Annotated in this window: 10 protein-coding genes; 6 read left to right on the top strand and 4 right to left on the bottom strand. The window is 64.8% G+C overall.

Annotated features, from left to right (window positions below):
* The first annotated feature begins 80 nt into the window (after positions 1 to 80).
* The 4 genes from SARO_RS19730 to SARO_RS19745 are packed head-to-tail and all read left to right on the top strand — an operon-like array spanning position 81 to position 5,211.
* Positions 81 to 2,465 carry a TonB-dependent receptor gene (locus tag SARO_RS19730; protein ID WP_011907012.1) on the top strand — a complete coding sequence of 795 codons (2,385 nt, stop codon included), beginning with the start codon at positions 81 to 83 and terminating at the stop codon, positions 2,463 to 2,465.
* 47 nt (positions 2,466 to 2,512) lie between these two features.
* Positions 2,513 to 3,253 (top strand): SDR family NAD(P)-dependent oxidoreductase, encoded by a 741-nt coding sequence (locus SARO_RS19735; protein ID WP_011907013.1) that lies wholly within the window; start codon positions 2,513 to 2,515, stop codon positions 3,251 to 3,253.
* A gap of 17 nt (positions 3,254 to 3,270) precedes the next feature.
* A complete protein-coding gene (locus SARO_RS19740; protein WP_011907014.1) occupies positions 3,271 to 4,356 on the top strand; it encodes a DUF1214 domain-containing protein in 1,086 nt (361 codons plus the stop codon).
* 36 nt (positions 4,357 to 4,392) lie between these two features.
* Positions 4,393 to 5,211: a DODA-type extradiol aromatic ring-opening family dioxygenase gene (locus tag SARO_RS19745; RefSeq protein WP_011907015.1), complete on the top strand. Its 819-nt coding sequence runs from the start codon at positions 4,393 to 4,395 to the stop codon at positions 5,209 to 5,211.
* 5 nt (positions 5,212 to 5,216) lie between these two features.
* Here the strand turns inward: SARO_RS19745 and SARO_RS19750 are convergent, their stop codons facing one another.
* The 4 genes from SARO_RS19750 to SARO_RS19765 form a co-directional block, all read right to left on the bottom strand.
* The gene (locus tag SARO_RS19750; protein ID WP_041551791.1) at positions 5,217 to 6,455 is read right to left on the bottom strand and encodes a glycerate kinase type-2 family protein; all 1,239 of its coding nucleotides are present in this window, start codon (positions 6,453 to 6,455) and stop codon (positions 5,217 to 5,219) included.
* Positions 6,456 to 6,527: 72 nt separating this feature from the next.
* Positions 6,528 to 7,301 carry an SDR family oxidoreductase gene (locus SARO_RS19755; protein ID WP_011907017.1) on the bottom strand — a complete coding sequence of 258 codons (774 nt, stop codon included), beginning with the start codon at positions 7,299 to 7,301 and terminating at the stop codon, positions 6,528 to 6,530.
* Between the two features lie 88 nt (positions 7,302 to 7,389).
* Positions 7,390 to 8,289, bottom strand: a complete 900-nt coding sequence (locus SARO_RS19760) for an oxygenase MpaB family protein (RefSeq protein ID WP_011907018.1) — start codon at positions 8,287 to 8,289, stop codon at positions 7,390 to 7,392.
* Positions 8,290 to 8,306: 17 nt separating this feature from the next.
* Positions 8,307 to 10,760, bottom strand: coding sequence for a TonB-dependent receptor (locus tag SARO_RS19765; protein ID WP_041551670.1), 2,454 nt, complete (start codon positions 10,758 to 10,760; stop codon positions 8,307 to 8,309).
* Between the two features lie 187 nt (positions 10,761 to 10,947).
* On the opposite strand from SARO_RS19765, the gene SARO_RS21635 reads away from it, so the two are divergent.
* Together SARO_RS21635 and SARO_RS19775 are read left to right on the top strand one after the other, a co-directional pair.
* Positions 10,948 to 11,661 (top strand): helix-turn-helix transcriptional regulator, encoded by a 714-nt coding sequence (locus SARO_RS21635; RefSeq protein WP_049759564.1) that lies wholly within the window; start codon positions 10,948 to 10,950, stop codon positions 11,659 to 11,661.
* A gap of 55 nt (positions 11,662 to 11,716) precedes the next feature.
* The gene (locus SARO_RS19775) at positions 11,717 to 12,841 is read left to right on the top strand and encodes an acyl-CoA dehydrogenase family protein (RefSeq protein WP_011907021.1); all 1,125 of its coding nucleotides are present in this window, start codon (positions 11,717 to 11,719) and stop codon (positions 12,839 to 12,841) included.
* The last annotated feature ends 3 nt before the right edge of the window (positions 12,842 to 12,844 follow it).

The following is a 12,844-nucleotide window of genomic DNA, read 5'->3' on the forward strand; positions in this document are numbered from 1 at the left end:
GTGGAAAATAATAATGTTTGCGCCACGAACATCTGCGCGAATGCGCAAATCGCATTGCAAACTTTCAGGAGAGGGACATCGTGAGGAACCTGCTTGCCGCTACGGCACTGAGCACGCTCGCCGCCATTTCGGCGCCAGCTTTTGCGCAGGAAGCGCCCCAGTCGGCGGACGCCCAGGATTCGGCTGCTGACGCCGGCCCCGGCATCGGTGAAATCGTCGTCACGGCGCAGAAGCGTTCGGAAAACATTCAGAACGTGCCGATCGCCATCTCGGCCGTCGGCAGCCAGTTCCTCGAGACGCGCGGCATCACCTCGATCGACAGCCTTGGCTCGGTCGCCCCGAACGTGAAGTTCGAGCGCGCGCCTTCGAACAAGACCATTTCGCAGATCGCAATTCGCGGATCGGTGACGATCAACCCGGCGATCACCTGGGAGCCGGCTGTCGGCCTCTACCTGAACGGCGTCTACATCGCGAAGGCGCAGGGTTCGATCTTCGACGTTGCCGACCTCGAGCGCGTCGAAATCCTGCGCGGCCCGCAGGGCACGCTCTATGGCCGCAATGCGCTGGCAGGCGCGGTCAATCTGGTGCCCAAGATGCCGAGCGGCGAACTGGGCTTCAAGGGTGAGGTCAGCTATGGCAACTACGATTACTGGAAGGGCCGTGCCGTGCTCGACCTTCCGGCGTTCGGGCCCTTCTCGCTCAAGCTTTCAGGCCAGATCCAGAAGCGCGACGGCTTCATCAAGCTGACGCCGAACCCCTATCCGGAAGCTTTTCTCGCAGGCCCCGCGCGCACCGGCCGGACCAATGACCTCGACGGCAAGAGCGGCATGGCGCAGCTGCGCTTCAAGCCTGAAGGCAGCAACTTCACCGCCGACTACATGTACGACTACTCGAAGTTCGACCAGCGGCCGGACTACGCGCAGCTCGTGCACGTCAACCGCAATGGACGCCCCGAGGACATCTTCGATCCGAACTCGGCCGGCTATCCGTACGGCGGCGCGTTCTTCCCGCTCAATCTCTATGACCGGACCGACCGCCAATCGAGCGCTTCGCTCGACGCCGATCCGCTCTACGAGAAGTCGCGCACTTATGGGCATGCGCTGACCCTGACGCTGGACGTCGGCGCGGCCACGATCAAGTCGATCACGGCCTATCGCAACACGCGCTGGAAGGACTCGCTCGATCTTGACGGTTCGCCGCTGCCGGTCGCGTTGACCCAGCGCGATACTCGCTTCCACAGCTGGAGCCAGGAACTCCAGGCTTCCGGCGAAGCTCTGGGTGACCGCCTGAAGTACGTGGCCGGCGTGTTCTATTACAAGGAAAAGGCCGAAACGCTCGGGCCGCAAAGCTTCTTTGGCGGCGGCGCTTCCTATCAGTCGGACTATGGCTCGCACACCGAGGCTCTCGCTGTTTTCGCGCAGCTCGACTACGACATCACCGAAGCGCTCAAGCTGACGCTCGGCGGGCGCTATACCCACGAGAAGAAGGACATCCGCCGCTACTTCCGCATCAACTACGATGCGGCGAACGAGATTTTCTCGCCGCTGGTCGTGGCCGACATTCCTTATGGCGGCGTGCCGGACGCGAAGTACAACCGCTTCAACCCGGCGATCACGCTGGCCTACCAGGCGAACCCGAACATCAATCTCTATGCGCGCTTCGCACAGGGTTTCAAGTCGGGCGGCTTCAACGGCGAGACGAGCGACTTCCGTGCGCCTACCGCAGCCTGCCCGACGGGCGCGGTTGAACTGTGCAATCCCTATCGTCCGGAAACGGTCGACAGCTATGAAGTGGGCGTGAAGACCCGTCTTGCCGACGGCAAGGTGATCTTCAACGTCGCCGGCTTCTGGGACGAGCACAAGGACATCCAGCTTTCGGTGTTCACTGCCGGTGCCGGTGCTGCCTCGATCGTCAAGAACGCGGCCAAGGCACGCATCCGCGGGCTTGAGATCGAGACGGTGATCCGCCCGGTCGATGCAGTGACGATCAACGGTTCGCTCGCGTTCCTCGACCCGAAGTACAAGAGCTACATCGACGCGGTTGATGGGGTCGACACCGACGTTTCGAAGAACCGCGCGTTCCCGCACACGCCCAAGACGACTGCCTCGATGGGCGCGGACGTTCGCGTGGCGCAGGGCGACTGGGGCAGGTTCAACATCAATGGCGATGTGAACTACGTCTCCAGCTACTACACCTTCCCATATGCCCTGGTGACGCCGAACGCTTCGGCGCAGAACGCCAACAACACCAAGTCCAAGGGCCGCACCATCGTCAATCTGCGCGCAAGCGTGGCGGAAGTGCCGCTGGGCGGTGCCAAGGCGGAATTCGCGCTGTGGGTTAAGAACCTGACGAAGGAAGATAATCCTTCGAACTTCATCGACTTCGGTCCCAGCTTCGGCGGGCTGACCGTCGGCTACTTCCCCGATCCGCGCACCTACGGGCTTACTCTCGGCGTCAAGTTCTGACGCCGGGGGCAACCCCTCAATCATAAGAATAGACCCGGGAGATCAGGATGTTGTTTGAAGGCAAGAATGTCATCGTTACCGGCGCGGCTTCCGGGATCGGCCGCGCCACCGCGATCCGCTTCGCCGCTGAAGGCGCGCGGGTCACCATCGGTGACAAGAATGTCGCGGGGCTTGAGGAAACGGCGGCGATGATGGCATCGGCGCCGGTGATCCAGCCCTTCGACGCCGTGGACAACGCTTCCTGTCGCAAGCTTGTCGAAGTGGGCGCACGCAATGGCCTCGATGTTCTCTGCAACATTTCGGGTGTGCTCAAGTGGGGGCGGAGCGAGGACTTTTCGCTCGAGGATTTCGACCTGGTGATGCGGGTCAATACCCATAGCGTGTTCACGCTGTGCCAGGCGGCGCTGCCGCACCTTGTGGAAAGCAAGGGCAACATCGTGAACACCGCTTCGGCGGCGGCGCTCCAGGGCATTGCCTATACGGTGGCCTATGTTGCGTCGAAGCACGCAGTGGCCGGCATGACCAAGAGCCTGGCCGTCGAGTTCGCGTCGCGCGGTGTGCGAGTGAACGCCATCTGTCCGGGTGACGTCAAGACGCCGATGACCCAACAGACCGCCGTGCCCGAAAATGTCGACTGGGCGCTGGTCATGCGCAACGCGCCCAAGCTGCTCGATGGCTCGTGCGAGCCTGAGGACATCGCCGAACTCTTCGCGTTCCTGGCGAGCGAGCGGGCGCGCAAGATCACCGGCGCGCTGTTTTCCATCGATGGCGGGCAACTCGCAGGCTGACATTCAGGAGCATACCGATGAACGATCCCCGCGCCGATGTCGGCAACCTGCAGCACGTCTGGCGCAGGTTCTGCGCTGAACTGGCGGAGGCGGGGGACGTCCTCGCTCGCCCTTCGAGCCCGACGACCGCGCTCGACCAGGCCGAGGGGCTGCGTTACCTCAGCCGCCTTGCACGCACGGCGCTGAACATGCTGGTCGATAGCGCCGACCCGGATTTCCCGCGTCTGTTCATGTTGTGCGACGACAAGATCAAGATCGGCGCCGACAATCCCGACAACATCTACCAGCAGTGCGTGGTGCGGCCCGACCGGGAGTACCGGATCACCGGACGCCGAAATTCCGTGCCGTATTTCTCTATCGGGTCCAAGGCAAACCGCTACGCCATCGACGGCACCATGGCTTCGACCGGCGAAATCGAGTTCGCCGACATGGCGTTCGAGGCCGACGGCAGTTTCGAGATCATCGTCAGTCGCGAGAAGAAGCCCGGCAACTGGCTTCCGATGGCGGACGATACTTCGCTGCTGATCGTGCGCCAGACCTTCGACGACAAGAAGACGCAGGTTCCCGCGGACATATTTGTCGAGCGGATCGGGTCCGGGCCCGCAGTGCCGGCACTGCTGACGCCCGATGACATCGAGCGCCAGCTTCTGGCGGCGGCGGCGTGGACCAAGGGCACGGCAAATACCTTTGCCACCTGGTCCGAATGGTTCAAGGCGACGCCCAACCGGTTCTTCGATGCCGATCAGTCGGTATTCCAGAAGGCGGGGGGCGACCCGAACATCTGGTACGGGCACTTCTACTACGATCTCCAGCCTGGCGAAGCGCTCGTGATCGAGACCCCGGTTCCCGAATGCCGCATGTGGAACCTGCAGATCGACAATTGGTGGATGGAATCGCTCGATCACGTGCATCAGAAGGTCTGGGTGAACAACTCGATGGTGACTTACGAGCCGGACGGAAGCGTCGTGCTGGTCTGCGCGGAGAAGAACCCGGGCTTCGGGAACTGGGTCGATATTGCCGGACATCTTTCGGGCACGGGCCTGTGGCGCTGGATCAACGCCACGCAGAACGTCGTGCCGACGATGCGGGTGGTGAAGCTCTAGCGGCCGGGCAAGGCAGTTCCCATCTGTAGGTCTGACATGACAGGAGACCCCAGCGTGAGCCGAGTGCCCACATTCTTCCTCAACCACGGCGGCGGACCCTGGCCGTGGATGGATGGCCCGATGCGGCAGGGCTACGATCAGCTCGAGGCCTCGCTCAACGGTCTCCTGCCGTCGCTGGGACAGATGCCGAAGGCGGTTCTCGTCGTCTCCTCGCATTGGGAAGAGGCGGAGCCGCGCGTCTCGTCCCATCCCAATCCGCCGATGCTCTACGATTACTACGGCTTTCCGGAGCATACCTACCACATCCGCTATGCCGCGCCGGGCAACCCTGAACTGGCCGCAAGGACGGTGGCGCTCCTGCGCGAAGGCGGGTTCGCGGCGGAGGAAGATGCTGGGCGGGGTTTCGACCACGGTACCTTTTCCCTCATGCAGCCGATCCGCCCCGAGGCAGACCTGCCGGTGGTGCAGCTTTCGGTGCTGGCAGACTTCGATGCGCGCAGGCACATCGCGATGGGCCGCCTGCTCGCGCCGTTACGCGACGAGGGCGTGCTGGTGATCGGCTCAGGGCTCTCCTACCATAACTTGCGCGCGCTTGGGCCGGCGGGGGCGGTGCCGTCTGCGCGGTTCGATCAATGGTTGCGCGACAGCCTTGTCGGCGTCGGCCAGGCCGAGCGAGAAGCGGCGCTTGCGCAATGGGAACAGGCACCTGCCGCGCACCAGGCCCATCCCCGGCCGGAACACCTTGTGCCGCTGATGGTCGTCGCCGGGTCTGCCGGGGAAGACGCCTGCACCGTCCAGTTTCACCAGCCCGATTTCTTCGGCGGCATCGCGGTCACGAGCTTCCGTTTCGGCTAGCGCCCTCAGCCAACCAGAACGGCGCGAAAGTCGTTGACGTTGGTATGGGTGGGGCCGGTGACGACGAGATCGCCCAGTGCGGCAAAGAGCGTGTAGCTGTCGTGGCGGGCCAGCGCGGCAACCGGGTCGAGGCCGAGCGCCTGCGCGCGAGCGAGCGTGGATGGGGTGACGAAGGCGCCGGCGGCATCGCTGGTCCCGTCGATCCCGTCCGTGTCTGCCGCAAGGGCGAAGACACCGGAGGCCCCGTCGAACGCAACAGCGAGCGAGAGCAGGAACTCGCAGTTGCGTCCGCCTTCGCCGGCGCCTTCAGGGCCGATCGTGACGGTCGTCTCACCGCCCGACAACAGCAATAGCGGCCCGGCAGCGCTACGCCCGCGCTCAAGCGCGTCACGCGCGAGTTCGCGGCCCAGGTCCGCCGCTTCTCCCTCCAGCGCATCGCCCAGGTTCACCACATCGCAGCCAAGTGCCCGCCCTCGCGCTGCTGCTGCGTCGAGCGCGCGCGACGGTGTCGCGACAAGGTGGCATTCGCCATTGTCGGCAGGGGAAGGGGCAGGCCTCGCGTTGCGCAGTGCCTGGGGTACCGGAATGCCGTGGCGTTCCAGTATGGCGACGGCATCCGCAGGGGTGGAACTGTCGGCCAGCGTCGGGCCGGAGGCGATTGCTGCGGGATCGTCGCCTGGCACGTCGCTTATGAGCAGCGTCACGACCCGGGCAGGACGGGCAGCCGCTGCCAGCCGCCCGCCCTTGATGCCGGAGAGATGGCGCCGAACGGTGTTGATCTCGCCGATCGGAGCGCCACTGTTGAGCAACGCGCGCGTCACCGCCTGCTTCCCGGCAAGATCCATTCCGTCCATCGGAAGCGCGAGCGAGGCTGATCCGCCACCCGATACAAGTGCAAGCACGAGATCGTCGGGGCCTAGCCCGCGTACCGCTTCCAGCATTCTCCGGGCCGCGCGAACGGAGTTTTCATCCGGCACGGGATGACCCGCCTCGAAGACCGCAATCCTCCCTGCTTCCACTGCGTGGCCGTACCGCGTCGCGATCACGCCGGTGAGCGCCACGTCGGGCCAGGCGGCGTCAACTGCCGCGGCCATGGCGGCACTCGCCTTCCCCGCCCCCACGACGATGCACCGTCCTTGCGGTTTTTCCGGCAGATGGCGCAGCACGGCGGGCCCTGCCATGGCCGCGTCGAGCGCCGCCCGGAATACGTTCTCCACAATGCCGCGTGCCTGCTCGTCGTTCATCATGCCATGATAGAAGCGCTGGCTCGGGTTTATCCAGCCCTGCGCTGCAATGGCAGTCCGACCGGCTGGTTTCTATTCGTGCTTGAGCCGGGTTTCGACGCGCATCAGCGAGACTGCGGTACGGCGTGGTTGGGTGAGCATGAAGTGCGTGGCAACGGCGATGTCTTCGGCACGCAGCATCTTGTCGGCGTTGATCTGTTCGCGCTGCCTTTCCGGCGGAAATTCAGGATACTGGAAGTCGGCGCCGGTAAAGCCGGGTTCGATCAGGCCCACCTTGATGTCCTTTTCCGCCATCTCCTGCCGGAACGCGGCGGCGAAGCCCTGTACGCCGGACTTGGCGGCAACATAGACCGAGCTGCCCCTGCCGCGCGAAACCGCCGACATCGATCCGATCATCACGATATCCCCGCCTGCGCTCATCCGCCTTGCGGATTCCCGGGCGGAAAGCACGTATGAGACGAGGTCGGTCTCGATCTGGTAGCGCAGCTCCACTTCCTCGACGTCCATCGGCGTCTCTGCCGGAATTGCCGCATTGATCACCGCGATGTCGAGGGCTCCACCCAACCAGGCGTCGGCGGTGGAAAAGAAGCGCCGCAGGCCCTCGGGCCTCGCAAGGTCGACCGCCACGCCATCGCCCTGGCCCACCTCGTTGATGCGCGCGAGGCCATCGGCAAGGTGCTGCTCGTCGCGCCCGCAGGTAAAGACGCGGACGCCTTCGCTGGCAAGAAGCACCGCGATGGCGCGCCCTATACCGGTCGTCCCCCCGGTGACGATCGCGCGCTTGTCCCTCAGGCTCGGACGTTCGGTGTGCAGGTCTGAAAGGTTGAGCGTGTCTTCGTTTGCCATGACGGACTCCAGCCGGGGGCGCAACGCGTGTGCGCCCATGGCAAGGTAACCGTGGGAGGACGCCAGGGTTTCAGTAAACCTTTGAGTTTCATCGTGTTACAAGCGACGTTTGGCGCAGAAGTGCGGCCTGCCGATCGCGTGGGAGATAGAGGAAGTCTCCCGGCAGGCCCAACCGCCGCGAAGCCTCACATGGCGCCGACGCGGGTACGCTCGCCCGGTCCGCCAACCGTCCGGCCAGCCTCAGCGCAATGCGGTCCAGCGTCCCGAGGCGGTAGGCTTCGCGCAGGCCCAGCCGGTCCTTCAGCCAGTCCGGCAGCAGCGATACCGCCGCGCGCGCCACGGCGCGGTGGAGGAATTTCGGAATGCTCGGCGCGGCGCGGCCGGATTCGATGATCGAAAGGAATTCGATGATGATGGGATGTGGTTCGAAGCGCGGCTCCAGTTCGTCCATCATCGCCATGAACTCGGATATCGAGCCGGGCGTGCGCCGCGCGCCGAACTCTCGCCCGATGGCCTCGCTGTCACGCATGAAGCGGTCCTTTTCGGCCTGGCTCAGCGGGCTGACGAAACGGTCATAGGCGGTGAGGAAGCCGTAGGATGCGGTCGCCGCCACCCAGTCCAGCAGAGCAGGGTCGAGCGCGCGGTACTTTTCCCCCGCCGGGGTTTCGCCCACCACCTTGCCATGCATCCGGTTGACCATGCCGATCACCTCGCGCGCCGTGCTGGCGGGGCCATAGCAGGCGAGCATCGCGACAAGGCCGGTGCGGCGCGACCTGCCGATGGGGTCCACCTTGTAGGTGGAATGATCCCACACCCCGCTGCGGATGCGCGGCTCGGCAAATTCGAGCAGGACCGCCGCGATCCCGCCGATGCCAAGGGCGATCTGGTTCTTGTAGACACGCCACTGCACGGAATCGGGCGGCAACAGCGCAGGCTCCCCCGGCGGCGAGGTGAAGTCGATCCTCGTGCCGAGATAACTGCTTTCCATTGCCGCCGTCCCAGCCATCAGAAGTTGTAGCCAAGCGTCACGCCGAACGTGCGCGGCGGGTTGGGGAAACGCACGACGACGTTGGCGTTGCTGGCCACGGCAGACCAGTAATACTTGTCGAACAGGTTCTTTGCCCAGATCGAAGCCGACCAGCCGCTTTCGCTCTTCAAGCCGATGCTTGCATTGACGGTGGCATAGGAGTTGATCTTGTAGAGCGCGAGGTCCTCGAAGATCGTGTTGGACTCAGACTGGTAGCGCAGGCTCACCGCCCCGGTCGCGCTCAGGCCGCTGCCCACCGGCGCATCGTAGGCAATTGTCGCGCTGCCCTGGAAGTGCGGGCTGTAGATGAATTCCGCGCCATCGAAGTTCTGGGCCTCGCCGGCGGCATTGGTGCCGTTGTAGCCGTTGATCCGCGTCTTGAGCCACAGCGCGTTGCCGGTCATCGTCAGGCCCTGCACCGGTCGCACGACAAGTTCGGCCTCTACGCCATAGGCCTCGGAATCGGGCACGTTGTCCAGTCGCGAAAGGGCGGTGTAGATCGGATCGGCAAAGTAGGTGCTGATCTGCTTGTCGCGGTAGTCGTAGTAGAAGGCCGAAAGGTTCGCCTGTACCCGGCGGTCGGCAAGGCTGGCCTTGATGCCCAGTTCATAGGCGGTCAGTTTTTCCTGCGTGACGGGGGCGTTCTGGCGGGCAAGGTTCGCCGCGTTGATCGGCGTCGTGCCAGACTTGTACCCGCGCGAGACCGATCCGTAGAGAAGCGTGTCGTCATTGGGCGACCAGTCCAGCGCAACGCGCCAGGCGACGTTGTTCTCCGAAAGGACCGAGCGGACTTCGCCGAAGGTCCCGCTGTCCGGATCGAAGGTGTTGCACTGCCCCTGGGTGATCGGCGCGGCAAGCACCCCATAGGACTGGAAGTAGAGCGCCCGGTTCACAACGTTCACGTTGGGCAGCATGTTTCCGTTGAAGTCGCGCGAGCAGCCGTTGTAGCGCTGGCGGTCCTCGGTATAGCGGACGCCTGCGGTCAGCTTGAGCTGTTCGGTGAATTGCCAGTCGGCATTGGCGAACAGGCTCCATGTCCGCGTGCGAATGCGGCCGAAGTCTTCGTAACTGCGGAACGCCTGGAGCATTTCGGTCAGGGTGTATCCGTTCGAGTTGAACGGCGTACCCAGCAGGGTAGACCCAACCGCGCGGATCAGCCCGACATTGGCGTTCTGGCCCAGCATCGTTCGGTTGGAATCGATGATCCGGTCGTTGGCATAGTATCCGCCGACCAGCCAGTTCATCTTGTCGGTCTCGCCTTCGAGGTGAACTTCCTGCGCAAAGCTCTTGATCCGGCCGACGGTGTTCTGGAGCAGGACCTCGAAGGGCGCGCCGCTCCAGTCGGAAAGAGCGTCGCGCTTGAAATCGTTGTAGCTGGTCAGGCTGACGAACTTCATCGTGTCGCCGATGTACTGGTCCCACCGCAGCTTCAGGCCCCAGAAGCGGTTGTTCTCGCGCAAGGGTCCGTCAAGGCCGAGGCCTGTGCCGACATCGGCGGAACGGCTGGCCTCCGGCGCCCAGTCGGCCTGGGTCGCGCTGGTCGGGAAATTGTTGGCGATGTAGTCGGCAAGGCCGGGAGCGTTGAACAGGTGCGACAGGCTCGTCCCGGTTACCGGATCGGTTGCCGGGGTGAAGCCGATGCCTTGCCCCGCCACAGTGTCGGAACGGTTGCGCCACCAGAACACCGACAGGTCGATGTGCGTCTTGTCCGAAGGATCGATGGCGACCGCGCCGCGTACGCCCAGCTTGTCGATCTTGCCCAGGCGGTCGCCCCGGGTGTTGCTCACCTGCCAGCCCTTGTCCGACTGTTCTGACCGTACCGCGATGCGCGCGGCGATCCCTTCGCCCAGCGGGCCCGAGACATGCCCGCCCAGGTTCCATGTGCGGTAGTTGCCGACGTCCGCGCTGACCGCGCCTTCGAACGTGTCGGTCGGTTTGGCGGTAATGAAGTTGATGAGGCCGGCCGTTGTGTTGCGCCCGTATAGCGTGCCCTGAGGGCCTTTGAGTACTTCCACCCGCTCGAGGTCCATGACGGGGCCGGTGTTCATGATCGGATAGGCATAGGCCACTTCATCGACATAGGTGCCGACGGTGGAGGTGGCCGAAAGGTTGATCGTGTTGAAGCCGATGCCGCGCAGGGTATAGGTCGGCACGCCCTGGTAGCTTTGCGATACGGTAAAGCTCGGGGCGACGGTCGTAAGGTCGCGCACGTCGGTGACGCGCAGTGCCTGGAGCGTGTCGGCGGTGACCGCCTGGATCGCCATGCCCACATCGTTCAGCGATTCCGCGCGACGCTGCGCCGTCACGATGATCTCTTCGGGGCCGGGGGTGGCCGACGCCTGAGGCTGCTCCGCCTCGTCAGCCAGCGCCGGTCGAGCGGCCACCGCACATAGCGCCGTGCCGATCAGGAATGCCGTGCGAAGTCCCTTCATGTCCGATCCTCTCATCCCTTGCATGGGCCCTTGTCCGCAGGCGGGTCTTTGTGCCAGCCTTGCGCCAGGGCCTTGAAAGAGGACGTCTTTCGGGTGCCCCCAACAAGCTGTCATCCCCGTCAGGTTTTGCGGGGCAGGCGGGAAAGGACACGGATTGGCGGAGGAAAGCAGGCAATGCTGGGCGCTGATGCCCGCACTCGTCGCCGAGGTTCAGGCGGCGGGCGATGCTGCCGGCCTGCCCTTCATCGCGGCGCAAGCCGATCTTGGCGATCCCGAACCCATGTCGGACGAGGATGGCCGGCCCTATGCCGAAACCACGTTCCGTTGGACTGATCCCGGCCACGAATACTGGCGCGACCGCAAGCTGGCGTTGCACGTGCCATTTCTCACCGCAGCGCGGCTGGTGGCCGAACCGTTCTTCTACACGGCGGGCACGCTGGCCACCTGGCGGCCAAGCGGACTGCTGGGCGGCGTGGATTGTTCGGGCGTGGCAAAGTCGTTCGGAGGCGAGGCCATTGTCGCGCCGGTCCACCTTCCGCGGGGCATCGTCGGCGCCGTCGTGTGGTGCTCGCGCGAGCCGATCGGTGTTGCGCAGGTCTTTGCTGGGAAGGCGGAGCATTTCCAGGCGCTCGCGCTACGTCTCGTTGCCACGCACAACGAAGCGCGAGGAAGACCGCGCAATGCCGGCGTTCCGCAAAAGCTGACCCGGCGCGAAGTGCAGTGCCTGCGTTGGGCGGCGGCGGGCAAGACAGATGGCGAGATCGGCATTATCCTTGATCTTTCGCATTCCACCGTCCGTTTCCATTTGCGCAATGCCGCCGAAAAGCTTGGCGCGACGGGGCGAGCGCAGTCGATCCAGCTGGCCGCCGGGCTCGGCTATGTCGGCGCCGGATCATCCTGACGGATCCATCAGCTTTCGGCGGCCAGCGCATCGCGCCACCATCGGGGGCATGACCATGACCGACGATCCCGCCACCGCTGCCTTCCGCGCCGAAGTCCGCGCCTTCCTCGATGCGGAACTGACCCCGGACCTGCGCGAGGCGGCGGCGCGCGCGACCAGCGTGTTCATCGAGCCCGCCGTGTCGCTGAAATGGCAGGCGATCCTCCACAAGCGGGGCTGGGTCGCGCCGGACTGGCCCGAGGCTTTCGGTGGTCCGGGCTGGGACGACATGCAGCGCTATGTCTTCGCGGCGGAATGCGCGGCGGCGGGCGCGCCTTCGCTGGCGCCGATGGGCCTGAAGATGGTCGCGCCGGTCATCATGCAATACGGGACGCCGCAACAGCAGGCCTTCTACCTCCCGCGCATCCTCTCGGGCGAGGATTACTGGTGCCAGGGCTTTTCGGAACCCGGTGCCGGGTCCGATCTTGCCTCGCTCCAGTTGCGGGCGGAAGCCGACGGGGCCGACTACGTCCTCAACGGCTCGAAGATCTGGACGACCCATGCCCACCATGCCAACCGCATGTTCTGCCTTGCTCGTACCTCCACCGAGGGCAAGCCGCAGGCCGGCATCACTTTCCTCCTGCTCGACATGGAGAGTCCCGGCATCAGCGTGAAGCCCATCCGTACGCTGGCGGGCGATCACGAATTCAACCAGGTTTTCTTCGACGATGTCCGCGTGCCGCAGGCCAACCGCCTTGGCGATGAGAACGCAGGCTGGACGGTCGCCAAGCATCTCCTCACCTTCGAACGCGGCGGCAAGTATGCGCCGCCGCTCATCGGCCGGCTCGAAGCCCTGCGCGCCCGCGAGGGGTTGGGGCCGGTTCTTGATGCGCGCCTTGTCCGCGAAGCGGTGTCGCTGCGCGCGCTACAGGCGCTGGAAATGAAGGCCATGCGCGGGGAGGGCGGGAGTCCGGCACTCTACGCCTCGGTCCTGAAAGTGCTGGGGACCGAGGCGATGCAGCGACAGGATACGCTCGCCTGCGAGGTCGAGGGTCTGGCCGCATGGGCATTACCCGATGGGCAGACCTGCGCCGCGCTCGCGGTCGCCGTGCCGCGCTATCTCAACGACCGGGCGGCCAGCATCTATGCCGGATCGAACGAGATCCAGCGCGACCTCATTGCCCGGGCCGTCCTGAACTGATCC

Origin of the sequence: Novosphingobium aromaticivorans DSM 12444 (assembly GCF_000013325.1) — a bacterium.
GTDB lineage: Bacteria > Pseudomonadota > Alphaproteobacteria > Sphingomonadales > Sphingomonadaceae > Novosphingobium > Novosphingobium aromaticivorans.

Coding starts and splice junctions, on each gene's coding strand:
- SARO_RS19735 (WP_011907013.1), top strand. CDS start 2,513: ATGTTGTTTGAAGGCAAGAATGTCATCGTTACCGGCGCGGCTTCCGGG.
- SARO_RS19740 (WP_011907014.1), top strand. CDS start 3,271: ATGAACGATCCCCGCGCCGATGTCGGCAACCTGCAGCACGTCTGGCGC.
- SARO_RS19745 (WP_011907015.1), top strand. CDS start 4,393: ATGACAGGAGACCCCAGCGTGAGCCGAGTGCCCACATTCTTCCTCAAC.
- SARO_RS19750 (WP_041551791.1), bottom strand. CDS start 6,455: ATGAACGACGAGCAGGCACGCGGCATTGTGGAGAACGTATTCCGGGCG.
- SARO_RS19755 (WP_011907017.1), bottom strand. CDS start 7,301: ATGGCAAACGAAGACACGCTCAACCTTTCAGACCTGCACACCGAACGT.
- SARO_RS19760 (WP_011907018.1), bottom strand. CDS start 8,289: ATGGAAAGCAGTTATCTCGGCACGAGGATCGACTTCACCTCGCCGCCG.
- SARO_RS19765 (WP_041551670.1), bottom strand. CDS start 10,760: ATGAAGGGACTTCGCACGGCATTCCTGATCGGCACGGCGCTATGTGCG.
- SARO_RS21635 (WP_049759564.1), top strand. CDS start 10,948: ATGCCCGCACTCGTCGCCGAGGTTCAGGCGGCGGGCGATGCTGCCGGC.
- SARO_RS19775 (WP_011907021.1), top strand. CDS start 11,717: ATGACCGACGATCCCGCCACCGCTGCCTTCCGCGCCGAAGTCCGCGCC.